This is a genomic window from Microbacterium sp. ProA8 (assembly GCF_039905635.1).
GTDB lineage: Bacteria > Actinomycetota > Actinomycetes > Actinomycetales > Microbacteriaceae > Microbacterium > Microbacterium chionoecetis.
In genome coordinates this window covers 490273-512923 of the sequence record NZ_CP157000.1, presented here as the reverse complement: position 1 = coordinate 512923, position 22651 = coordinate 490273, and the positions used below count along the sequence as shown (strand labels likewise).

The 22651-nt window shown below is 69.8% G+C and carries 19 protein-coding genes; 9 read left to right on the top strand and 10 right to left on the bottom strand.

Features of this window, described 5'->3' with window-relative positions; translation table 11 throughout:
- Positions 1–45 precede the first annotated feature (45 nt).
- The 3 genes from ABG085_RS02310 to ABG085_RS02300 are packed head-to-tail and all read right to left on the bottom strand — an operon-like array spanning position 46 to position 4165.
- Positions 46–1809 carry a thiamine pyrophosphate-binding protein gene (locus ABG085_RS02310; protein ID WP_347977835.1) on the bottom strand — a complete coding sequence of 588 codons (1764 nt, stop codon included), beginning with the start codon at positions 1807–1809 and terminating at the stop codon, positions 46–48.
- Complete coding sequence (locus tag ABG085_RS02305; RefSeq protein ID WP_347977834.1) at positions 1806–2720, bottom strand: citryl-CoA lyase; 915 nt, start codon at positions 2718–2720, stop codon at positions 1806–1808. The genes ABG085_RS02310 and ABG085_RS02305 overlap by 4 nt, the downstream gene beginning before the upstream one ends.
- Positions 2717–4165, bottom strand: coding sequence for an aldehyde dehydrogenase family protein (locus ABG085_RS02300; protein WP_347977833.1), 1449 nt, complete (start codon positions 4163–4165; stop codon positions 2717–2719). Before ABG085_RS02300 ends, ABG085_RS02305 begins: the two co-directional genes overlap by 4 nt.
- Positions 4166–4468: 303 nt before the next feature.
- On the opposite strand from ABG085_RS02300, the gene ABG085_RS02295 reads away from it, so the two are divergent.
- The 4 genes from ABG085_RS02295 (at position 4469) to ABG085_RS02280 (ending at position 9852) form a co-directional block, all read left to right on the top strand.
- Positions 4469–7165, top strand: coding sequence for a PQQ-binding-like beta-propeller repeat protein (locus tag ABG085_RS02295; protein WP_347977832.1), 2697 nt, complete (start codon positions 4469–4471; stop codon positions 7163–7165).
- Between the two features lie 235 nt (positions 7166–7400).
- Positions 7401–8057: a TRAP transporter small permease gene (locus tag ABG085_RS02290; RefSeq protein ID WP_347977831.1), complete on the top strand. Its 657-nt coding sequence runs from the start codon at positions 7401–7403 to the stop codon at positions 8055–8057.
- A 2-nt stretch (positions 8058–8059) separates the two neighbouring features.
- The gene (locus ABG085_RS02285; RefSeq protein ID WP_347977830.1) at positions 8060–9337 is read left to right on the top strand and encodes a TRAP transporter large permease; all 1278 of its coding nucleotides are present in this window, start codon (positions 8060–8062) and stop codon (positions 9335–9337) included.
- 77 nt (positions 9338–9414) lie between these two features.
- On the top strand, positions 9415–9852 hold the full coding sequence (locus ABG085_RS02280) for a type II 3-dehydroquinate dehydratase (protein WP_347977829.1): 438 nt from the start codon (positions 9415–9417) through the stop codon (positions 9850–9852).
- A gap of 4 nt (positions 9853–9856) precedes the next feature.
- On the opposite strand, the gene ABG085_RS02275 is transcribed toward ABG085_RS02280, so the two are convergent.
- On the bottom strand, positions 9857–11233 hold the full coding sequence (locus ABG085_RS02275) for an FAD-dependent oxidoreductase (protein ID WP_347977828.1): 1377 nt from the start codon (positions 11231–11233) through the stop codon (positions 9857–9859).
- On the bottom strand, positions 11217–12329 hold the full coding sequence (locus ABG085_RS02270; RefSeq protein ID WP_347977827.1) for a Gfo/Idh/MocA family oxidoreductase: 1113 nt from the start codon (positions 12327–12329) through the stop codon (positions 11217–11219). Before ABG085_RS02270 ends, ABG085_RS02275 begins: the two co-directional genes overlap by 17 nt.
- Before the next feature lie 315 nt (positions 12330–12644).
- Between ABG085_RS02270 and dctP the strand changes: the two genes are divergently transcribed.
- Positions 12645–13700 carry a TRAP transporter substrate-binding protein DctP gene (dctP, locus tag ABG085_RS02265; RefSeq protein WP_347977826.1) on the top strand — a complete coding sequence of 352 codons (1056 nt, stop codon included), beginning with the start codon at positions 12645–12647 and terminating at the stop codon, positions 13698–13700.
- A 105-nt stretch (positions 13701–13805) separates the two neighbouring features.
- Here the strand turns inward: dctP and ABG085_RS02260 are convergent, their stop codons facing one another.
- On the bottom strand, positions 13806–14597 hold the full coding sequence (locus tag ABG085_RS02260) for an IclR family transcriptional regulator (RefSeq protein ID WP_347977825.1): 792 nt from the start codon (positions 14595–14597) through the stop codon (positions 13806–13808).
- Positions 14598–14602: 5 nt separating this feature from the next.
- On the bottom strand, positions 14603–15358 hold the full coding sequence (locus ABG085_RS02255; RefSeq protein WP_347977824.1) for an IclR family transcriptional regulator: 756 nt from the start codon (positions 15356–15358) through the stop codon (positions 14603–14605).
- Positions 15359–15495: 137 nt separating this feature from the next.
- On the opposite strand from ABG085_RS02255, the gene ABG085_RS02250 reads away from it, so the two are divergent.
- Genes ABG085_RS02250 through ABG085_RS02240 form a run of 3 tightly spaced genes read left to right on the top strand, consistent with a single transcriptional unit; the run spans position 15496 to position 18925 of the window.
- Positions 15496–17340 (top strand): TIM barrel protein, encoded by a 1845-nt coding sequence (locus ABG085_RS02250; RefSeq protein WP_347977823.1) that lies wholly within the window; start codon positions 15496–15498, stop codon positions 17338–17340.
- Complete coding sequence (locus ABG085_RS02245) at positions 17337–18266, top strand: shikimate dehydrogenase (protein WP_347977822.1); 930 nt, start codon at positions 17337–17339, stop codon at positions 18264–18266. The genes ABG085_RS02250 and ABG085_RS02245 overlap by 4 nt, the downstream gene beginning before the upstream one ends.
- Entirely contained in the window at positions 18263–18925 is a 663-nt protein-coding gene (locus ABG085_RS02240; RefSeq protein WP_347977821.1) for a TetR/AcrR family transcriptional regulator, read from the top strand. The genes ABG085_RS02245 and ABG085_RS02240 overlap by 4 nt, the downstream gene beginning before the upstream one ends.
- An 18-nt stretch (positions 18926–18943) precedes the next feature.
- On the opposite strand, the gene ABG085_RS02235 is transcribed toward ABG085_RS02240, so the two are convergent.
- The 3 genes from ABG085_RS02235 to ABG085_RS02225 all read right to left on the bottom strand — a co-directional run bounded on the left by ABG085_RS02235 (position 18944) and on the right by ABG085_RS02225 (position 21626).
- Entirely contained in the window at positions 18944–19711 is a 768-nt protein-coding gene (locus ABG085_RS02235) for an IclR family transcriptional regulator (protein ID WP_347977820.1), read from the bottom strand.
- An 18-nt stretch (positions 19712–19729) separates the two neighbouring features.
- Positions 19730–20470 (bottom strand): IclR family transcriptional regulator, encoded by a 741-nt coding sequence (locus ABG085_RS02230; RefSeq protein ID WP_347977819.1) that lies wholly within the window; start codon positions 20468–20470, stop codon positions 19730–19732.
- A 187-nt stretch (positions 20471–20657) separates the two neighbouring features.
- On the bottom strand, positions 20658–21626 hold the full coding sequence (locus tag ABG085_RS02225) for a ThuA domain-containing protein (RefSeq protein ID WP_347977818.1): 969 nt from the start codon (positions 21624–21626) through the stop codon (positions 20658–20660).
- Between the two features lie 258 nt (positions 21627–21884).
- On the opposite strand from ABG085_RS02225, the gene ABG085_RS02220 reads away from it, so the two are divergent.
- Entirely contained in the window at positions 21885–22532 is a 648-nt protein-coding gene (locus ABG085_RS02220) for a DUF2510 domain-containing protein (RefSeq protein ID WP_347977817.1), read from the top strand.
- The last annotated feature ends 119 nt before the right edge of the window (positions 22533–22651 follow it).

Genomic DNA, 22651 nt, shown 5'->3' with positions numbered 1-22651 from the left:
TCATCGGACCGCCTCACGAATCGGTTCGTCGCCGAGGGCGACGGGTCAGGGGGTGGCGACGTGCTCCACGGTCTCGCCGGGCGCGTAGATGTCGAGGATGTTCCAGTGACCCGTGGTGGGCGTCGGCACGTTGACCATCGACACGTCGATCACGACGGGGCGCTCGAGCGCGATCGCCCGCTCGAGGGCGGGCTTGAACTCCGCCGCCGACTCGACCTTGATGCCGGTGACCCCGTAGGCCTCGGCGATCGCGGCGAAGTCGGTGTACAGCGGGTCGTCGGCACTGCCGAACACAGTGCCGTACGTCGTGTCGAACGCCGCCTTCTCGAGGCCGGCGATCGTGCCGAAGGCGTTGTTGTTCATCACGACCCAGACCACCGCGACACCCTGCTCGCGGGCGGTCGAGAGCACCGCCGGATTCTGCCCGAAGCCGCCGTCGCCCACGAGCGAGACCACGACGCGGTCGGGGCAGGCCATCTTGGCGCCGACCGCGGCCGGCCCGCCGAAGCCCATGGTCGCGAAGCCCCCGGGGGTGAGGAAGCTGCCGGGCGTGAGGATGTCGAACTGCTGCCCCACCCCGTTCTTGTTCCAGCCGACGTCCGTGGTGATGATCGCATCGGCCGGGAGCACCTCCCGCGTCTCGGAGAGGATCCGCTCGGGCCGCATCGGCCACGCTCCGGATGCCTGCGCGTCGGCGTTCTGGAGCTTCAGCGTCGCGCGGTTCGCCGCGATCTGCGCCAGGAGCTCGGTGCGGCGCACGCCGTCGGGAGCCAGGCGGCGGGCCACCCGCAGCAGCATCCCCAGCGCCGACTTGAGATCGGCCAGCGCGCCGATCTCGAGCGGGTAGTTGCGCCCCAGCTCGGCCGGATCGACGTCGATCTGCATGAGCTTCGTGCCCGGGATGTCGAAGGTGTACTCGGAATACCAGGAGCTCGAGTCCGCTTCCGCGAACCGCGTCCCGAGCGCGAGGATCCAGTCCGCCGTCCGGGTGGTCTCGTTGGTGAACGCCGTTCCCCAGAACCCCGTCATCCCGAGCACCAGCGGGCTGTCGTCGGGCACTGCGCCCTTGCCCATCAGGCTGTGGGCGACGGGAAGGGAGAGCAGCCCGGCGAATTCGGCGAGTTCGGGTGCCGCGCCGGCGGCGACGATGCCGCCACCGACGTACAGCACCGGGCGCTCGGCATCCAGCAGGTTCTGCACGATCCGCTCGGCGACCGCCTCGTCGAGGCCTGGCTTCACCAGCGCGCGGGTATTGCCGACCACCCTGTCGAACAGCGCGACGTCGACCTCGGCCGAGAAGACGTCCATCGGCACGTCGACGAGCACGGGGCCGGGGCGCCCGCTCTCGGCGAGAGTGAACGCCTTGTCGAGCACCTCGGCGATGAGGTGGGGCTGATCGACGCGCCACGCACGCTTCACGAAGGGCCGGTAGATCTCGTACTGCGACGCATCGGCGTGGAGGTTGATCTCCTGATGCGGGTGCTTGCCGAAGTAGTGGGTCGGGATGTCGCCCGCGATGACCACCATCGGAATCGAGTCGAGGGCGGCGTTCGCCACCCCTGTGGTCGCGTTCGTGAGACCGGGACCCAGATGAGTGAGCACGACTCCCGTGCGACGGGCCGCCCGCGCGTAGCCGTCCGCCGCGTGCGCCGCGATCTGCTCGTGCCGCACGTTCACGAAGGAGATCTGTTCGCTCTTCTCGAGCGCTGCCAGCAGCGCGATGTTCGTGTGGCCGCAGAGCCCGAAGACATGCTCGACATCGCGTGCCTCCAGGTAGCGAACGATCTGGTTCGAGACCAGGTCCTTCATGACGTGCTCCTTCTCTCGTCGCCGGCGCCCGCGACCGATCGGCGCTCGGGGCCCGTGTAGGTGTATCCGATGGATTTGGGCAGCGGTCCCTTGATGCGGCCGCCCTGGACCATCTGCTCGCTGGCGTGCGCCAGGATGCCGACCGAGCGGGCGAGGATGAACACGCCGCGCCCGAGCTCGGGGGTGAAGCCGAGCTCGCAGTAGATGACGGCGGTCACTCCGTCGACGTTCATGGGGATGGGCCGGGGCTTTCCGGCACCGATGGCGGCCTCGACGGCGCGCCCGATCGTTGCGAACCGCCCGCTGACCGTGCCGTCCGCCGCGGCGGCGTCGACCAGCGACAGCAGCCGCGGGGTGCGCGGGTCGAGCGGATGGAACCGGTGCCCGAAGCCGGGGATGTAGGTGACGCCCGCGTCCCGCCGGCGCTGCAGGACGAGGCGGACGGCGTCATCGAGGTCGCGCCCCTGCTCGCACTCCGCGTCGACCTCGAGGTACAGCTCCATGCACTGCTGCCCCGGACCGCCGTGGATGTCGTCGAGCACGTTGATCGCCGAGGCCATGGCGCCGTTCACCGGCACGCCGCACGTCGTTGCCATCCGGGCGATCGCGATGGACGGGGCCTGCGGCCCGTGGTCGACGGAGGCCACCAGGGCCGACTCCAGCAGTGTCGCCTGCGCCCGCGAGGGCAGCTCCCCGCGCAGCATGAGCCAGATGGTCTCGACGAAGCCCACGTTGCCGATGAGCTGTTCGATCGGGTAGCCGCGCAGGGCGATCTCGCCGGGACGGATGTCGATGATGTCGGTCTGCCACCATCGACGCGCCTCGTCGACGAGCGCCTCGGCCGACGTCCCGTCGCCCGACGTCCCGTCGCCAGGCTGGGCCGCCGTGCCGCGGTCTTCGGCGGCGCTCATGGCCGGGCCGCCGCGGCGTCGGCCGATTCCAGCGCGGGATCGTAGAACTCGCCGAACAGCTCCTCGTCGGTGGGCCGGTCCTCCGCGATCGTGCGCGAGACCCACGTCGTGTTCAGGTAGTGACGGAGCGAGACGTTCTCGGACGTGATGTTGCCGCCCCACGTGCCGCATCCCATCGACGAGGTCATCGGCATCCCGTTCGTGAACGACCCGGCGTTCGCCTTCGAGTTCGGCTGCCGCACCATGATGCGCGAGACGGGCATGTGCCGTGCGAAGTAGTCGATGTGCGCATCGTCGGTCGAGGCGATGCCGCACGAGTGGCCCTTGCCGCCGATCTCGTAGAGCCGCTTGGCGAGTTCGACACCCTCCTCGAAGCCGCCGTCGTACGCGTGGACCGCCATCAGGGTGGTCAGCTTCTCTTTGCAGAACTGCCGGTCCTCGGCGATCCCATCGCCCTCGACCACGATGAACCTGCTCTCGGACGGCATGTCGAATCCCGCGGCCCGCGCGAGCTGCTGAGGCGAGATCGCCACCGTGTCTGCGAGCCGGTGCCCCTCGGCATCCCACATCACCGCTTGCAGCGCAGCCCGCTGCCCGGTGGTCGCCAGATACCCGCCTTCGGCCTGGAGCGCCTCGAGCATCTCGCGGTATCTGGACGCGGGCACCAGCACGTTGCCGTCGGCCGAACAGCCCGAGCCGAAGTCCGACGTCTTCGAGAGCATGCAGTTGCGCGCGGTCTCACGGAGGTCGGCGGTCTCGTCCACGAACTCCGTAGCATTGCCCGCGCCCACGCCGTACGCCGGGGTACCCGAGCTGTACGCCGCGCGGACCAGGCCCTGTCCACCGGTGGCGATGACGAGGTCGGAGCGGCGCATGATCTCCTGCGAGGCGGCGAGGCTCGGCAGCGTGATGCACTGCAGGATGTCGGCGGGAGCGCCCTCCGCCTCGAGCGCCTCGCGCATCAGCCGGACCGTCTCGAACGTCGTGTGCTTCGAACGCGGGTGCGGCGAGAACACCACGACGTCGCGCGCCTTGATCGCATAGATCGCGTTGCCGGCGGGCGTGAGGTCGGGGTTCGTCGTCGGGACGACGCAGCCGATCACGCCGACGGGCTTGCCGTACTTGACGAGCCCCTTCTCGCGGTCCTCCTCGATGATGCCCACCGAGGGACTGCGCAGCGCGTCACGGAGGACGCCGCGGATCTTCATCCGCTTGTTCATGCGGCTGTCGAAGTCGCCGAGGCCGGACTCCTCGATGCCCATCTCCACCAGCCGGTGGAACGACGAGCGGTTCGCGACCGCCCACGCGACGGCACGGATCAGGCGATCGACGCGTTCCTGATCGTAGGTCTCGATGACGGCGAGCGCCGCTCGCGCCCGTTCGAAGACCTCATCAAGCTCCGCCTGCTGCTCGGGCGACAGGGATGAGGGTGCTGAAGCGGCCATGACAACTCCGTCCATGGGCATTGATGCCGACGCCGCATGGTACGCAGACGGCGCAGCCCCAGACAACGCGTGTCCCACTGGGCAGAAAGGCCCCGAAGGCCCGGGGCCTCGCACCCGAACCGAGCGGAGGGTTGTACCACTCGATGGGTCGCACGGTTGCCGCCTCCTCGGCCCGGCGTTAGCGTCCGAGCGCCGGCCGGTGCGGCCGATCCCCAGAGTCGGGAGCCGGACGGCATTCCCCACAGGGGCGCCGGCGGGCACGCGCCACCCGGCGCCGGATCGAAGACGATCAAGGAGCAAGGGATGCGCAAACGACTGACCACGAGGGTGGCAGCTGCGGGAATCGGGGCACTCGTGGCAGTGCTCGCGATCGCGGCGTCACCCGCCTACGGAGTGACCAGACCGGCCGAGCCGGTCCCGCCGGCAGGGCTGACAGGTCTCGAACCCACCGGTGCCGACATGCCCACGGTCGGGGGCAACCTCGGCAACCAGCACTACTCCGGCCTCACGCAGATCACGCGAGAGAACCTCGAGGATCTCGCGCCGACGTGGCGCACGCACGTGTCGGCTGTTGCGCCGGCCAGCGACGACACCGGGCAGCAGACGACCCCGATCGTGGTCGACGGCGTCATCTACCTCGACACCCCGAGCGGCGGGGTGATCGCCGTCGACGGGGCGAGCGGCGAGCCAGTCTGGAAGTGGGAGAACACCGTCTACGGGCTGTCGGGCACGCGCCGCGGTGTCTCGGCCGGCGACGGCAAGATCTTCACGCTGGCGGGCGGCAACCGCGTCGTCGCGCTGGACCAGGCCACCGGCGCGGAGGTGTGGGCGGCGCAGCCCACCGGCGCCGACGGTGAGGACCTCGGACGCGTCGGCAAGGTCGCGACCGTCTACTACAACGGGATCGTCTACGCGCACGCGGCGGACGGCGACCGCGGCGCCGTGGTCGCGCTGGACGCGAGCGACGGATCGTACCTCTGGCACTTCTTCGGCGGACCGCCGCGCGGCCAGCAGTACACCGGCGTCGACGGCATCACGTTCGACCCGTCCGAGACCTGGGGACCGGTGCTTCCAGACGGCACCGATTGCTCCGAAGAGGGCGGCGCCACGTCGTGGATGCACGGAGCCGTGGACCCGGAGCTCGGCATGTACTACATGACCTTCGGCAACGCCCGCAGCTGCACGTCGTCGCAGGACGGATCGCTTCGACCCGGCGACAACCTGTTCTCGAGCACCATGGTCGCGGTGGACGCGATGACGGGTGCGTACAAGTGGCACTACCAGTCGATCCATCACGACGTCTGGGATATGGACAACGTCCACCCGCCGACGCTGGCCGACATCGTGGTCGACGGTGAGGAGAGGAAGGTCGTCTTCTACGGCAGCAAGTCGGGCCACCAGTTCGTGCTCGACCGCACCAACGGCGAGCCCGTGCTTCCCGTGACCGAGAAGGCGATGATCACCGACTCCCGCCAGAGCCACTCCCCGACCCAGCCGTTCCCCGCCACCCGGCTGCTGCCGGAATGCCTGGTCTGGGAGAAGCTGGACCCCGCCAACATCCCCGGAAATCCCTGGCGCGGCGTGCCCAACTACAACGGCTACCAGCCGGACGCCGAGGGCAACCTCGTCTTCAACCCCGACAGCTACGTCGCGGTCGACGAGCCCTACCTGACGTATCCCGAGGGCTATCCGTCCGACCATCGTCTGGGCTGCATGTACGACCCGCAGTGGAACGTGCCGATCCTGTCGACCACCAGCCAGAACGGCGGCGGCGACTGGTCGAACCACTCGTACAGCCACAGCACGAACCTCGTGTACTTCCCCTACGGCACCAACCCGGTCGCGCACTACAACGGCGCTTCGGCGAACGGGCTGCGAGCCATCGGTCAGTACCAGACGGGCGGCATCCTGGCGTACGACGCGTCGACCGGCGAAGTCGCGTGGCAGAACCACCTCGGCACGGACATGTCACACGGCCAGGGACCGCTGACCACGGCATCCGATCTGCTGTTCGTCGGCCAGATCGACGGCAGGGTGCTGGCGATGGACGCCGTCACGGGCGACGTGCTCTGGGACTTCCAGACGGGGTCCGGCATCGCGGCGGCTCCCGTCACCTACGAGGTCGACGGCGAGCAGTACGTCGCCGTGTTCGCGGCGGGCTCGACCAACCCGTACGGCGGATCCGTGACGCAGGGCGACTCGCTCTGGGCCTTCAAGCTCGGCGGCGAGTACACGACGGAGTCCGGAAGCCAGGAGGGGCCCGACACGGCGCCGCTGACCATCCGCCGGCCCGTGGGCGGCGCGGCCGTCGAGGGGTCCACGGTGGGCGACACGGTGCTGCTGGCGCGGTCGAGCCGCACGGCGGACACGGCTGCCGCACGCGACAGCGTGTCGACCAACGGCATGCAGCCCACCCACCTGCGGGTGCCGGTCGGCACGACCGTGACCTTCCGCAACCCCGGGGCCGAGACGTTCCCGAACTTCCCCAACCAGAAGCCGCACTGCGCGACGCAGTTCTTCGAGGGCGAGTTCAACGCGAAGCTGCAGCCCGGAGAGACCTACCAGCACACGTTCGACCGTGCCGGTGAGTACTTCTTCAACGACTGCACCGACCCGCGCCCGACCGGCAAGATCGAGGTGTACCTCGTGCCGCAGGATCAGCCGGGTGCGCTGAGGTTCACGCCGGGAACCCTGCAGCTCGGCTCGGAGACCGGACTGTTCACCGGGGTGCAGGGCCAGGTCTCGGCGCACTTCGAACTGCCGGCCGGCTACACCTACGACGGCGGTGCGGTGCTGATCGCCCCGCTGACGTCGTCGCCGATCGAGGCGTCGGACGTCACGGCGAACAAGAACCGCATCATCGTCCGGTTCGACGCCGACGCGGTCGACCACAACGTGCCCACGGGGGAGGTGACATTGACCGTGAGGGCGAACGTCCTCAACGCCGCGGGGGTCCAGGAGCAGCTCTCGTCCACCGCGACGGTCACCGTGGTCAAGTAGCGGTTCTCGCAGCGGCTCCTCCGCGGGCCGCGAGACGACGCCGACCCACCACGCCGATCCGTCCCCGTCCCCCACGACGGGGGCGGATCTGCGCGTGCGGTCGGTGTCCCATTCGGCGAAACTCTCCTTTGCACGCTCCCGCCTGCAGACCAGAGTCGCAGGGGCGGCGATGCGCGCGCGGCCCGGCATCAACAGAGAGGTTGGCAATGCACCCTGACACCCTGGCGGTGGCGCCATGACCGACAAGGACCCGGGACCCGAACCCGAGGAGAGCGGCCGCACCGAGCCCGAGAAGGCTGCGGAAGCCGCGCACGAGCCCGGGGTGGGCGAGTCGATCTTTCCGCACACGAACACCTACTACACGACGCCGAAGCTCAACCAGGGCGTCCCGCCCGACCCGGTGTTCATCAGGGTGCTCTCGGGCATCGAGATCACGATCGGCGTCACGCTGTTCGCCTTCATCATCTTCGGCGTCATGTACCAGGTGCTCGGCCGGTACTTCCCCGCGGTCAGCTGGGTGGGCGCCGGCGAGCTCGCCCTGCTGTCGATGATCGCGCTGACGTTCATCACCACCGGCTACCTCGTGGGACGCAACGGCCACATCGTGCTCGAGATGTTCGACGAGATGCTGGCCGGCACCCGGCTGTTCGTCGCACTGCGCGTGATCTCGGCGGTCATCATGGTCGTCACCAGCCTGGCGCTCGCCTACGAGGCCTGGGTGAAGATCGACATCGAGTGGGGCCGGCTGAGTGCCGCGATGCACGTGCCGCTCGGCATGCTGTACATCTTCGCGCTCGTCGGCTTCGTCTCTGCCGCGATCCACTCGTCGTTCAAGATCCCCTACGCGAACCGCCCCGAGCGCAAGCTCGACATCGGCGAGATGGAGGGCTGATCGTGGATCTCTGGCTCTACATCCTGCTGTTCGTCGTCTTCCTGCTGCTGCGGGTGCCGGTCGCGTTCGCGATGATCGCATCGAGCATGCTCTACTTCTACAGCCAGGGGCTGTCAGCGGGGTACGCGATCTCGTCGATCGTCAACGGCATCAACAGCTTCCCGCTGCTCGCCGTGCCGCTGTTCATCTTCGTCGGCACGGTCGCCAACAACCTCGGCATCGCGACGCGCCTGTACGACCTGGCGCGGGCGCTCCTGCCGCGGCTGCCCGGCAACCTCGCCTACGTCAATCTCGGCACCGCCATCGGCTTCTCGTGGATCAGCGGCTCCGCTCTCGCCGACGCCGCCTCGACGAGCAAGGTGCAGATCCCCCAGATGCTGAAGGCCGGCTATCCGTACGGGTTCTCCGCGGGGCTCACGGCATCGGGCTCACTGATGAGCACCGTCATGCCGCCGAGCATCCCGGCCGTCCTCTTCGCCGCGACCGCGTCGATCTCCACGGGGGCGCTGTTCGCGGGCTCCATCATCCCCGCCATGCTCATGGCTGTCGGCCTGGCGACCTACATCTTCTTCTGGGTGCGGCGGCATCCGGACGTCGCCGTGGGGCGCCCGTTCGACGGGGGGATGCTGGGCAAAGCCGCCGTGCGCGTCATCGGGCCCGCACTGCTCCCGGTGATCATCCTCGGCGGCATCTTCAGCGGACTGTTCACGGCCACGGAGAGCGCCGGCATCGCCGCGGTGTACATGCTGCTTCTCGGTGTGATCTACCGCACGCTGACGTGGCGGGTGTTCTGGAAGTCGGCCAAGGAGACGGTCGTCATCTCCGGCGGGATCCTCCTCATCCTCGGCGCGTCGAATCTCATGGGCCAGGTGCTGGCTCGCGAGCAGGTCTCGCGGGCGCTGGGCGAGTGGCTCACGGGGTTCACCGACAACCCGATCGTGTTCCTGCTGATGCTCAACGTGCTGCTGATCCTGCTCGGCATCCCGCTCGAGGCGCCGCCGGTGATCCTCGTGCTCGTGCCGATCCTGATGCCGATCGTCGCCCAGTTCGGCATCGATCCGGTGCAGCTGGGCGTGCTGATGATCCTCAACCTCATGATCGGCTCGCTGACACCACCGGTCGGTGCCGTCCTCTTCGTCGTCGGGTCGATCACCCGCAGACCCATGGGCGAGCTGTTCCGCGGCATCCTGCCGTTCCTGATCCCGCTGGGAACGGTCCTGCTGCTGCTGACGCTGTTCCCGGTGATCGTCACGTTCCTGCCGACGCTGCTCGGCCTGTAGAAGCGCCCCGGCTCCCGGTGCCCCCGCGACGACCACGCGGGGGCATCGAGGGCCTCACGGGGCGGAAGGAGTCCTCCATGACGAGAAAGCTCTTCGTGCTGAACGGCCCGAACCTCAACATGCTCGGCGTGCGCGAGCCGGAGGTCTACGGCACCCAGACCCTCGACGAGGTGCGCGCGGACTGCGAGCGGGTCGCGCGTGAGCTCGGGTTCGAGCTCTTCTTCGCGCAGTCCAACGCCGAGCACGAGCTCGTCGAGTGGGTGCACGAGGCCTTCCGCCAGCAGGCGACCGTCGTGATCAATCCGGCCGGCCTCAGCTTCGGCTCGGTGTCGCTGCTCGACGCGCTGCACATGCTGTCGACGCCCGTCGTCGAGGTGCACATCACCAACATCCACGCCCGCGACGCCGACCACCGTCACTCGATCACCTCGAAGGTCGCGCGCACGGTGATCGCCGGTGCGGGCGTGTACGGGTATGAGCTGGCGATCCGCGCAGCCGACCGGCTGACCGGCTGAACGGTCAGGTGGTCAGGCGCGCGCCGCCGGTGATGGTGTCGGCGGCCACGACGCCGAAGACGAGCGCCTTGGTGAGCGCCGTCCCCGTCATGTAGGACGCGCCGTGGAATCCGCCGACGACCTCTCCCGCGGCGGAGAGGCCCTCGATCCGACTGCCGTCGACCCGCACCACCGTGGTGTCGGGCGCAACGCGCAGACCGCCGTAGGTCGAGGTCATGGCCGTCACGGCGGGATACGCGTAGAAGGGCGCCCGGGCGACCGGCAGCAGCGCACCGACGCCGTTCACGAGACCGGTCCGGCCGAAGGCATCCGCGGTCCGGCCGGCCACGCTCTCGTTGTATTGCTCCACAGTGCCTTCGAGCGCGCCCGGCGGCAGCTCCAGCCGACGTCCGAGCTCGGCGAGTGTCGGTGCGTTCACCAGGTGTCCGAGCTCTTCGATCCGCTCCATGTCCGACAGGGGCACGCCCGGCTTCGACAGTGCCCGCACCCGGGCGTCGAAGATCTGGAACGCCATCCGGCGCGGCTGGTTCAGCACCGCGGAGCCGAGCACCTTGTACGACTCCGACTCGTCGGTGAAGCGTGCGCCGAGCGCGTTCACGAGGATCGCGCCGAGGTAGTTCGCGGTGAGCAGCTCGTGCTCGTCGTCCGTCGCCTCGGCGTGCTGGCCGTAGGTCCCTGCGACGTGGCCGACGTCAGCGAGGCCGGCACCCAGCATCCATGCCATGCGAAGCCCGTCGCCGGTGCTGCCCACGCCGCCGTACGGCATGGCCGGCGCCTGATCCGGTACGAACAGGTCGAGCAGCTCGCGCGAGCGTGAGAATCCGCCGGTGGTGAGGACGACCCCCGCATCTGCGGCGAACACCTCCCCCTCTGAGCGGATGCCGTTCACCCGCGTGCCCTCCTTGACCAGTGCGTCGGCGGGCCGGCCGAGAAGGAGCGCCGCCCCCGCCGCGACGGCGTCGCGCTCGAGCGACGCGAGCAGTCCGCGGATGCGGATCAGGTGCGCGCGAGCGATCGTCATGCCGGCGCTGACCTTGAGTTCGTCGGTCCACGCATCCGCCTTGTCGATCGCCGCCACCGCGTGCGCCTGGTGGGCGACGAGCCCCCGCAGCAGCAGCGGGTCGGCGAAGCCGCCGCCGGTCTCGAGCATGTCGGCCAGGAAGACGTCGTCGGAGTCCTCGACCCCCGCTCGTCGCTGCACCGGCGTGTCCGACAGCGCGAACCATCCTCCGCTCAGCGCCGAACTGCCCCCGAGCCGGTCCCGCTTCTCGACGAGTGCGACGTGCAGTCCGGCCTCGGCCAGACGCCGCGTGGCCGCCAGACCCGCGAGGCCTCCCCCGACGACGATCGCGTCGAACCGGTGCTCATGCCGTGCCGTCATCGGTCCGCTCACCGCCCGCCGCCGGCTCCGCCGCATCGGACGAGAAGCGCGCGACGTCCACGGTTCGGCCGGTGCGCGCCGCGAGCGACGCCGCTTCGACCAGGGCGAGGGTGCGCGACGCATCGTCCGCCGACACCAGGGGCGCCGCCGCGCCTCGGGCGACCTCGACGAAGTGGTCGAGCTGCGCGGGGAAGGATCCGCGCGGCGCGTACGGGAGGTAGGTGCGCGAGAGCGGCGAGTGCCAATCCGCCGGCACCGACGGTGCATAGGCGTACATCGCGAGGTTCGGCACCGACAGCGCCGCGCGCGTGCCGACGATGCGGTAGGCGACTTCGTCGGGGAGGAACGGGAAGGCGGGCGATTCTTCCGTGGCCTGGTCCCAGCCCCACGGCGAGACGCCGGCGTCGGAGGCGATCAGACTGCCCAGGGCACCGCTCTCGAAGCGGAGGCTCATCGAGACCGTGTCCTCCACGTCGAGCCCGCGGGCGTGCGAGCCGTGCATCGCCTGGATCTCCGCGACCTCCCCGCACAGGTGCCGCAGGAGGTCCAGATCGTGCACGGCGTTGATGAGGGTGACGCCCGCCCCCGGCTCGCTGTGCCACGGCGCCTCGGTGAAGTACTCGGGTTCCTTCCGCGCGGACCACATGCCGTTCACGGCGACGACCTTCCCGAGCTCCCCGTCGCGGATCGCGGCGCGCGCCCGCGCGATCGCCGGGTGATGACGCCGGTGATGACCGACGAGCAGACGTCCCTGCAGGCGTTCGACGGCGTCCACCAGCCGCCGCGACTGCGCGTACGAGGTGGCGACCGGCTTCTCGAGAAGAACCGCGACGCCCGCCTCGAGGCCTTCGACCGCCGTCTCGACATGCAGCGGGTTGGGGTTGGCGATGATCACCGCGTCGAGCTGCTCGGCATCCAGCATCTCCGCCATCGACCGATACGTGGGGCATCCGAGCTCCGCCGGCTGCACGGCGGGGTCGGCGACCGCCGTCAACACGGCGCCCGGCGCGGCACGGATGTATGCGATGTGCTGGCGCCCCATGAACCCGGCGCCGACCACGCCCATGCGAACCGGTGGCGGTGTCGATGCGGTCACGTCGCCCCTCCCTGCATCATCGTCGCGGCGAGAGTCGGCCACGAGCGTATGGCACCATGGGCCGACGTGGGCGGATCGTTCCATTCAGCGGTGAGGCTCCCGCGGGGAGCTCCCACCTCATGTTCCATTCGCCGGGACATCGCTTTGCCGGCCGATCGAAGTCCGTAAGAGTCAGCACTGCCACCGGGCCGCACGTGACGGCGTGGTCGACAGGGAGTTCGCAGCGCGAGCCGCGTCGACGGCACATCACGCACCGGCTATCGAATGACACGTCAGAACCCGCACGACGACGTGCGCACACCAGAGGAGAGTCCCATGAGCACAGCCCGCTCGAAGCGCCGCGGCATGTTCGCCGCGTCAGCGCTCGCAGCAACCGCTCTCGTCGCCGCCGGCTGCGCCGGCGGCGGCACGCCCGAGGGCACGGACACCGAGTCCGCGGCGGAGAACGAACCCGTCACGCTCACCGTCGCGACCAGCCAGAACGAGGAGACGCCGAACTACTACTGCGGCGTCGAACTGCTCAAGGAACGGCTCGAGGAGGCCGACATCGGCTTCACGGTCGACCTGTACCCCGCGAGCCAGCTCGGCCCCGACGCCGACCGCTTCCCGCTGGTCCAGGCCGGAGACATCGACATCGACCTGCAGGGTGCGTCGGCGCTGAGCTCGACGTTCGAGCCGATCGGCGTCGTCGACGCGACCTACGCCTTCGACGACGTCGACCACGCGTTCCAGTGGATCGACGAAGGCTCGGAAGACCTGTTCGCGTCGTTCCACGAGTCGACCGGCGTCAACATCGTCGACGGCTGGTTCTTCGGCTCCCGCACCTTCACCACGAAGGACGTCGAGGTGACGAGCCCTGAAGATCTCGACGGCGTGCCGATCCGGTTCCCGAACTCGCCGCAGTTCCTCGCCAACGCCGAGGCGCTGGGCGTCACCAACCCGGTCTCGGTCGCGGTGGAGGAGGTCTACTCGGCGCTGCAGCAGGGCATCGCCGTCGGCCAGGAGAACCCGATCGTCGCGACGCGGTCGTCCAGCTACGACGAGATCCTCAACACCGCGGTGCTGAACAACCACAATGTCGGCATCCACTGGATCCTCGTCAGCGACAAGACGTACGAGAAGATGAGCGAAGAGCAGACCGCGCTGCTCGAGGAGACCATCCACGAGATCCGCCCCGAGAACGCCGACTGCGTCGACGAGGCGACCGAGGAGATCCTCGACGAGTACCGTGCCAACGACGCGATGACGGTCATCGAGACGGAGGACATCGACATGGATGCCTTCATCACCAAGTCGGAGGACTTCTTCAGCGAGTACTTCACCGGCGAGAGCCTGGAGGCCTACGAGGCCATCCGCGAGATGGCGGGCTGACCACACGCATAAGGAGGGGGTGGGTGCGCACGCGCACCCACCCCCTTCGCTTGCCCTGTGGAACCTCGCTTGCCCTGTGCCTGCGGCGGGGGTCGCGCTGGGCCGTCAGTGCTCGCGCTCCGCCGTCAGCCGGCGGCTCAGCGTGACGGCCGCGGCCCGTACGGCGGCGGCGACACGGTCAGGCTGCAGCGCGGCGACGGGGCCGGCCACGCAGATCGCCGCGGTCGGCGCCTCGCCCGGGACGAGGATCGGGCTCGCGACCGCGACGGTGCCCAGCGCGCACTCCTCGTGCTCGGTCGCCACACCGCTGCGACGCACGTCCGCGAGTTCGCGCACCAGCGCGGTCTGCTCGACGATCGTGTGCGGCGTCCGTCGCTCCCACCCTCCTGCCGCGAGGCGCGCGACCACCTCCGGGGGCGAGAACGCGAGGATGCACTTTCCGAGCGCCGTCGCATGCGCAGGCTCGCGTCCGCCGATCCGGGCGCGCGACGGCGCGGGAGAAGGCCCCGTGGACGAGGATTCCGTGGACGGCTGCCGCAGCATGGCGATGAGGACGATGTCCGATCCGTCGAGCACCGCCAGCTGCACGGTCTGCGCCGTGACGTCCTGCAGCTCCCTCATCACCGGGAGCGCGAGCTGGCGGAGCATGCGCGGCTGCGGCACGGTCTGTCCGAGTTCGAAGAGACGGACGCCGAGGTGGAGCAGCTCGCCGTCCCGGTCGAGGAATCGCTGGGCCACGAGGTCGGCGGCGATCCGAGACACCGTCGATTTGGGGAGATTCGCCCGCCGGGCCAGCTCCGAGACGCCGAGCCCGTGGTCGTCATCGCCGAAGGCGTCGAAGACCGCGGTCACGCGGTCCAGCACGCTGACCGAATCGGTCCAGTTCGCGGTGCGCATGGCCGCTACGCCGCCGCCAGTCGACGGGTGACCGTGCTGCCGGCGGCGCGCACCAGCGGCGAGGCCCGCTCCGGATCCATCGCGCCGCTCGGACCGGCGACGGAGATCGCTCCGATCACGACGCGGTCGCCGGAGAGCACGGGGCTCGCGACCGCGAGGATGCCCGGGTACGACGCCTCGATGTCGAGGGCCACCGCCGCATCGCGCACGTGGGCGAGTTCTTCCCGGAAGTGCTCGGCATCGTCGGCGACGAGCGGTGCGCTGATCCTGTCGACCACGGCGGGGTCGGCGCAGAACGCCAGGTAGGCCTTGCCACTGGCGGTCGTCAGGGCCGGGGACCGCATCCCGGCGCGGGTCGGCAGCATGGGCAGGCGCCCGGCGACAGCGGCGATCGACACCATGTCGGTGCCCTGCTGCACCCAGAGCCCGACACGTTCGCCGGTGACGTCGCGGAGATTCCGCAGGACGGGGGCGGCGGCCGCGACGAGCCGGCGGGGCAGGCTGGCGCGCGCACCGAGCTCGAAGAGGCGCAGTCCGAGTGCGACCCCCTCCTCGGTGCGCTCCAGGTACCGCTGCCCGGCCAGCTCGGTGACGAGCCGCGAGACGGTGGACTTGGGCAGGGCGGTCCGGGCGGCGATGTCGGTGATCGTGATCGATCCGTCGGACTCCTTCACGGCATCCAGGATCGCGAAGATGCGGTCGAGCACCGAGACCGGCGCGCGCCCTCCGGAGGGAGTCGTGTTCCATTCGGCGAGACTCATCATCGAGTGTCCTCTCCCAGCAGGTTGAATCGTCGTCGATCGCCCTTGGCTTTCGAACGTACTAGTTAGTACACAACCATGCAATGCTCTAGACAGAATCATGCGGACACCAGCGCCGGTGGCCGCAGGGAGGTGCCATGCGCACGTCGATCGCCACGGTCTGCCTGAGCGGAACGCTCGACGAGAAACTCGTCGCCGCCAGCGCGGCCGGGTTCGAGGGAGTCGAGATCTTCGAGCCCGACCTCGTCGCGTCGCCCCGCTCACCGGAAGCCATCCGCGATCGCGCCGCCGACCTCGGCCTGACGCTCGATCTGTACCAGCCGTTCCGCGACTTCGAGGGGGTCGGGCCGGAGCTGCTCGAGCAGAACCTCCGCCGCGCCGCGGCGAAATTCGCCCTCATGAATCGCCTGGGCATCGAGACCATGCTGCTGTGCAGCAACGTCGCCACCGCGCGCAGCGGCGACGAGCAGCTCGCCGCGGCTCAGCTGCGGCAGCTCGGCGGCGTCGCCGAGCAGTTCGGCGTGCGGGTCGCCTACGAGGCGCTCGCCTGGGGCCGGTTCGTCGACAGCTATGAAGCGGCGGCGCGCATCGTCCGGTTGGCCGATCACCCCCGCATCGGGCTCTGCCTCGACAGCTTCCACATCCTCTCGAAGGGCCACAACCCCGAGGCGATCGAGACCATCGCCGCCGACCGGATCTTCTTCGTCCAGATGGCGGATGCCCCGCTGCTCTCGCTGGACGTGCTCTCGTGGAGCCGGCACCACCGCCTCTTCCCCGGCGAGGGCGGCTTCGACCTCGGCACCTTCATGGCGCACCTGGTGCGCACGGGATACGACGGTCCGGTCTCGCTGGAGATCTTCAACGACACCTTCCGCCAGGCCGACCCGCTCGCCACCGCGATCGACGCGCGACGCTCGCTCCGGTGGCTCGAGCATGAGACGGCCGCAGCCTTGGGCGCACGCGCCGGCGGCCGCGCCGCCCGCATGTCGACCGCGCTCCTGCCCCAGGTCGCGCCGCCCACCGATGTGAACTACGTGGAGCTGCGCACCAGCGAGGTCCCGGAGCTGCGACGACTGCTGGCGCAGCTCGGCTTCCGCGCGCACGGGCCGCACCGCACCAAGAGCGTCGAGCTGTGGTCCCACGGCGCCGCGCGGGTCGTGCTGGGCGCTCCGGACTCGGAGCACCCCCAGCCGACCGTCGCCGGCATCGGCCTGTCGGTCGACGACCCCCCGCTCGCCCTCCGCCGGGCGACGGGCCTGTTCGCTCCCGAAGTGCCGCGGGCCGAGCACGAGGGCGACGAGCGGCTCGTCGGCGTGAGCGCTCCTGACGGCTCGGAGGTGTTCTTCGGGGCCGGACAGGGAGCGGAGCCGAGGTGGGTGAGCGAGTTCGGCACACCCCACGACGAGGACGCGGGCATGATCGAACGCGTCGACCACCTCAACCTCGCTCAGCCCTGGCAGCACTTCGATGCCGCGGTGCTGTTCTTCCATTCGGTGCTGGATCTGCACGCCGAGGCGTCGATCGAGGTGGCGGCCCCCGTTGGTCTGGTGCGCAGCCAGGTGCTGAGCAGCGCCGACGGCGTCGTGAGGATCGCCCTCAACCTGGTGCCGTCCGGCGCCCGTGACGACGCGATCCTCCCGCAGCACATCGCCTTCGCGACGACCGACGTTCTGCGGCTGGCTCGCGCGGCCCGCGATCGTGGTTTCCGGCCACTCGACATCCCGTCGAACTACTACGACGACATCGAGGCGCGCTACCAGATCGAGCCCGAGCTCCTGGATGAGCTCCGACAGCTGAACGTGATGTACGACCGGGACGAGTCCGGAGAATTCCTGCACTTCTACACGCATCCGATCGGCACCGTCTTCCTCGAGGTCGTCGAGCGGCGTGGCGAGTACGCCGGCTACGGCGCGCTCAACGCCCCGGTGCGGCTCGCGGCGCAGTACCAGCACCGCCGAGCCCTCGAGGGAGTGGCGGCGTGACCCGGGACGTCGCCGTCGAATCGACTTCCCCACGGCCGCGCGACCGCTACCTCGTCGGCCTGGTCGGCGAGGGGATCACCGCGTCGCTCACACCGGCGATGCACGAAGCCGAGGCCCGCGCGCTCGGGCTGGACTACGAGTACCGCATCTTCGATCTCATCGAGCTCGGCCGTCCCGCTGCGGACGTCGGCGCCATCCTCGCCGACGCCCAGACCGCGGGCTTCGCGGCGATGAACATCACGCATCCGTGCAAGCAGCTCGTTCTCGACCTCGTCGACGAGCTGGACACGGATGCCGCGCACCTGCGCGCGGTGAACCTCGTGGTGTTCGACGCCGGACGCCTGCGCGGCTACAACACGGATTGGATGGGCTACCGCGACGCCCTCGCGGCAGGGCTGCCGGAGGCGTCCTTCGAGCGGGTCGTCCAGATCGGATGCGGCGGTGCCGGTGCCGCGACCGCGTACGCGCTGCTGACGCAGGGGACACGGCGGCTCGACCTCTTCGACTCCGAGCCGCTGCGCGCCGCGGAACTCGCCGCGCGCATGCGCACGCATTTTCCGGGGCAGACCATCGCCACGCTGTCGCCCGAAGAGCTCGCCGCCGCGATCGCCGCCGCGACCGGCATCGTCCACGCGACGCCGATGGGGATGCTCCATCACCCGGGGGTCGCTTTCGATCTCGACCTGCTCCCGCAGGAGGCGTGGGTCTCGGACGTCGTCTACCGTCCGCTCGAGACCCAGCTCATCCGGCAGGCCGCCCGGCGAGGGCATCCGGTGCTGGACGGCGGGCTCATGGCGGTCGGCCAGGCATGCGCTAGTCTCCAGATCATCACGGGCATCCGGCCTGATCGTGACAGAATGCAGCGGCACTTCCGTGAACTCATCAGCGACGAGGAGCGCTCGGTGACAGGGAAGGGCGGTCGATGAGCGATCAGCGCAGCGAGGCGCGCGAGGGCGCTGCCACCGAGCGTGCCGTCCGCACGCAGGGCGACATCCTGAAGGTCGCCACCGCCGAGTTCGCCGCGAACGGCTACGCCGGTGCGCGGGTCGACGAGATCGCTGCTCGCACGCGCACGACGAAGCGCATGATCTACTACTACTTCGGCTCGAAGGAAGGCCTCTACCTCGCGGTGCTGGAGCGGGTGTACGCGCAGATCCGTCAGGTCGAGCGCGGCATCCATATCGGCGAGCTGACGCCCGATGAGGCGCTCCGCACCATCGCCGAGGCGACCTACGCGCACCACACGACGCATGAGGCGTTCATCCAGCTCGTCAGCATCGAGAACATCCACCGCGCCGAGCATCTGCGTCAGTCCGAGACGATCCTGCGCGAGAACGCCACCGCCATCACACTCCTCGAGGAGGTGATCGAGCGGGGCGTCCGCGCCGGGATGTTCCGCGACGACGTCGACGCGGTCGACGTCCACATGATGATCAGCGCGTATGCCTGCTTCCATGTGGCCAACCGCCACACCTTCGCCGCCATCTTCGACCGGGACATGCTCGACCCTGGACTGCAGGTCTCCCACCGTCGCCTCATCGGCGACATGGTCGTCGCCACGATGACCGATCGCCGCGCCGGCTGACGCGCCCGACGTCCGGCGTCAGTCCGACGGGCCTCTGAGCGCCCCGAGGCGACGTGCGAGCGTCAGCGCAGCCGCCCGCAGCGCCTGTGCCACACGGTCCGCGTCGAGATCCTCCTGGTACCCCGACACCGATACGGCGCCGGCCAGCCGACCCTCGGGCGCGAACACCGCGATCGCGGTGCACGAGACGCCGGTCGCGAACTCCCCCGCTTCGACGGCGAGTCCACCGCCTCGGATGCCGGTGAGCTGACGCCGCAGCGCCGCCGGATCGGTGATGGTCTGCGGCGTCCACGGCGCCAGCGGCGCCGAGAGGACGTCGTCGATGCCCGACGGCGAGTCATGGGCGAGCACCGCCTTGCCGAGCGCCGTGGCATGCAGGGGCAGTCTCCCACCGGTGCGAACGGTCGACGGCCCTGCCGACCGGCCGCGCATGACCGCGATGCACACCACCTCGCCGCCGTCGCGGATCGCCAGATGCACGTTCTCGCCGGTCTGGTTGCGGAGGTCGGCCATGACCGGGAGCGCGGCGATCCTGAGCTCACGGGGCTGCTCGGCCAGCTGCCCGAGCTCGAAGAGCCGCAGACCCAGGTGGATCAGCTTTCCGTCGCGCTCGAGATACCGCTGACGCACGAGAGTCGCGACCAGCCGCGAGACGGTCGACTTCGGAAGGCCCGCGCGCAGTGCGAGCTCGGAGATGCCCATGCCCCGGTCGTCGCCGTCGAACGCTTCGAGGATGCACGTCATGCGATCGAGGACGCCGACGGCGTCACCGGCGGCGGTGGGCATGACTCCGGGCGACATGCCTCACGCCACCTGCAGCGCCAGTCGATGGGTGAGGGCGAGGGCGGCGTGGCGCACGAGGGGCGCGATCCGCTTCGGATCCATGTCCGCCACGGGACCGGCGACCGAGATGGCCGCCAAGGGCAGGCGCTCCGGCGAGAGGACGGGGCTCGCAACGCCGACGACGCCCGGGAAGGTCTCGCAGCGGTCGATCGCGACGGACTCCGTGCGCACGGCGTCGAGCTCTTTCTCGAGGGCATGCCGTCGGCTCGAATCCAGGCCGGTGATGACGCTGCAGAGCACGCGCTCGTCGACGGTGAACGCGAGCACCGCCTTGCCCAGGGCGGTGGTCGCGGACGGGACGCGAACTCCCGCGCGCGACGGCACCGGCCGCAGTCGCCCGCGGACGGAGATCACCGAGAGCATGTCACGCCCCTCCTGGACCGCGACGTTGAGATGCTCGCCGGTCGCGTTGTACAGCTCGGCGAGCACCGGGAGCGCTGCGGCCGTGAGCCGGCGAGGCGTGCTGGCGCGAGAGCCGAGCTCGAAGAGGCGCAGGCCGATCGTGACGCCGTCGTCGGTGCGCATGAGATAGCGCCGCCGGACGAGGTCGCCGACGAGCCGTGAGACGGTCGACTTCGGGATGCCGGTGGCCAGCGCGAGCTGCGTGATCGTGGTCGAGCCGTGCGACTCGCGGACGGTGTCGAGGATGGCGAGGATCCGGTCGAGCACCGACACCGGCTCGCCTGTGAGAGCGGATCGCATGTGTGCAGTATCCGTCGGCACGGAAGGCGCGGCAAGCATGCGCGGCGGGACGGAACCGATGGTTCCACCCAGTGGGACAGCACCGCTCGCAGGCGTGCCATCCGGCCGAAAAGGCGGGGACCCGGACCCGTCGTGACGACGTGCCCGGGCCCCCGGCCCGCGGACGGTGGACTCCCGTCCCCGTGGATCAGACGGTGCAGAACTGCTTGACGCCCATGGCGCTCTCGATGCCCTCCATCACGTGCTCCTTGAAGAACTCGTCGCCGGCGAGAGGCGCGTCGGTCCACGCCGCCACATCGTGGCCGAGGGTGGTGAGCCACGACCGGCCGCCGTCGTAGTACTGGCACCAGCTCACCGGGTGCGATTCCCCGTGGCCCGCGGGGGTCGCCTCGCTGGTGGCCTGGTCCACCTCGAGCAGGACGTTGACGAAGCTCGGGTACGGGATCAGGTTGTACCACTCGTCCTTGAACGCCCAGGTCTCCGGCAGGAAGGACGTCGACACGTCGCGGTTGTTGATCGTCTCGACCGTGCCGTCGCGGTTCGGCCCGTGGTTGTAGAAGTTCGCCCCGCCCAGCAGTCCCTCGTAGTACGGCCAGTGATATTCGGCGCCGAAGGCGTTGTGGATTCCCACGAATCCACCCCCGCCGCGGACGTACTGCATCAGAGTGGTCTGCGCGGTGTCGTCGAGTGTGTCGCGGTTCGAGCCGAGGAACACGACCGCCTGGTAGTTGTTCAGTCGGCTGAAGCTCCCAAGGTCCTCGGTGTAGTCCACCGCGATCCCTCGTTCCGCCGCCCACGCGATCATCGCCTTCTGGGCGACGTTGTTGTCGTTCAGCGGCGGGTTGAGCCCGGGACCGAGCGCCGTGCCGAGGTGAGCGTGACGCGGACCCGCGGTGCGGCTCCACACGAAGATGCGCTTCTGCTCGCCCTCCGTCCAGCCGTTGCCCCACTCGTGGTAGCACTCAGGATCGGTGCCGCGGCAGACGCCGTAGTCCTTGATCTCGTCGAGGTAGATCTGACTGGCGGTTGCCGGCTGGCCGCCGAGGCCCTTGCCGTTGTCCTTGTCGGCCCCGGCCGCCGTCCCGGCGAGGACGATCCCTGCGCCGAGCGCCGCAGCTGCGACGAGCGCGACCCCGGAGCGTAGTAGCGATCTCATGTGATCTCCTTCGATCATTCGAGGTGGTCCTCGGGGAGTCGAAGCGCGGTGGCCGCGCTCGGCCGATGACGGCCTCCGGCCCCGCCCTGGGGAGCGGGATCCCGGATCGACCCTCGGGTTGGTGCGAATGTAGGAGCCGGGCTGCGACAGCGGCAACGCGCGTTCCACCCAGTAAGCCGGGCCACGCGGCACGATGGCCCGCCGATCGCGGGAAGGCCGATGAGTGCACGATGGATGCCGCGGGTCTATGGTTCTCGCATGACGACGACTCCGCCGGGCTGGTACGACGACGGCCACGGCGCCATGCGGTGGTGGGACGGCACCCGTTGGACCGAGCACGTCGCCGAGCCGGGCGCGATGGCCGGACAGGGCCCCGCCACGGCACCCGCAGTTCCTCCGGGGCCGGCGAAGTCGAGACTCTGGATCGTGTGGGTCGTGCTCGGCGTCGTGGTGCTCGCCATCATCATCCTGGCCGCCACGCTTGTTCCGCGGCTGATCGCCGGCCTGGGCGCCGCCGCACCGCTCGGCGGGGGCACGGCCACCGACCCCGATCAGCGGGCGGCCGTCGCCGCCGTCGAGCTGTACGACGAGGCGTGGCAGGACGCGGACTGCAAGGCCTACGTCGCATCGACCACCGAGAGCTTCCGCACGCAATCGGGCCTGACGGACTGCTCGGCGTTCGAGACCGAGGCGGAGACGTTCACGGACGCCGTCGAGGACTATGAGGTGGACGTCACCGATGTGCGCCAGGACGGCGACGCGATCGTCGTGACGACCACCGAGACGTTCACGGCGCTCGTCGGTGAGGACGGCGCGCCGCTCGACGAGCCGACCGAGGACTCCATCGACTGGGTGTACACCGTCGTCGCCGACGGCGACGACTGGCTCATCGACGGCATGGAGTAGCCGCCGCGCCCAGCGCGCTGTGCTCCCCGCCGGGCCCCGTGATCCCGGGCCTCTGCATCGATTGAAGCGCGAGGGATGCCCTCCTCGGCTGCGAGGGACTATGCTCCGGCCATGGGGAG